Annotated in this window: 1 protein-coding gene; it reads left to right on the top strand. The window is 66.0% G+C overall.

The features are described 5' to 3' along the window. On the top strand, positions 1-617 hold a 617-nt coding region (locus J8I87_RS44125; protein ID WP_209938935.1), incomplete at both ends, for a glycosyltransferase family 4 protein.

The raw sequence follows: 617 nt of genomic DNA, 5'->3' as shown, positions 1-617 counted from the left end.
CTCACATCACGCTACGGCATTCCCGCCGAGCGCATCCGCGTCGTGCCGGGCTGCGTGAACGTCGACCAGTTCAATCTGCCGTTGACGCAGAACGAAGCGCGGCTGCGCCTGCAATTGCCGCTTGGCCGGCCGATCGTGCTGGCCGTGCGGCGTCTCGTGCGGCGCATGGGCCTCGAGGATCTGATCGATGCCGTGAAGCTCGTCAAGCGCCGTCATCCCGATGTGCTGTTGCTGATCGCGGGGAAGGGCCGGTTGCAGCAGGAATTGCAGCAGCGCATCGACGATGCGGGGCTCGGCGACAACGTGAAGCTGCTCGGCTTCGTTCCGGACGAGCATCTCGCGTCGCTGTATCGCGCGGCCGATATCAGCGTGGTGCCGACGGTGGCGCTCGAGGGCTTCGGGCTGATTACCGTCGAATCGCTGGCTTCGGGGACGCCCGTGCTGGTGACGCCCGTGGGCGGATTACCGGAGGCGGTGGCGGGGCTGTCGCAGGATCTGGTGCTGCCTTCGACAGGCGCCGATGCGATCGCCGATGGACTTGGGAAAGCGCTGGATGGCTCGATGAAACTGCCGGATGCCGATGCGTGCCGCGCTTACGCGCGGGCGAATTTCGATAA

Origin of the sequence: Paraburkholderia sp. LEh10 (assembly GCF_017814945.1) — a bacterium.
Classification (GTDB): domain Bacteria; phylum Pseudomonadota; class Gammaproteobacteria; order Burkholderiales; family Burkholderiaceae; genus Paraburkholderia.
Note: the sequence above shows the minus strand (reverse complement) of the source record. Positions and strands in the feature narration are given on the sequence as shown.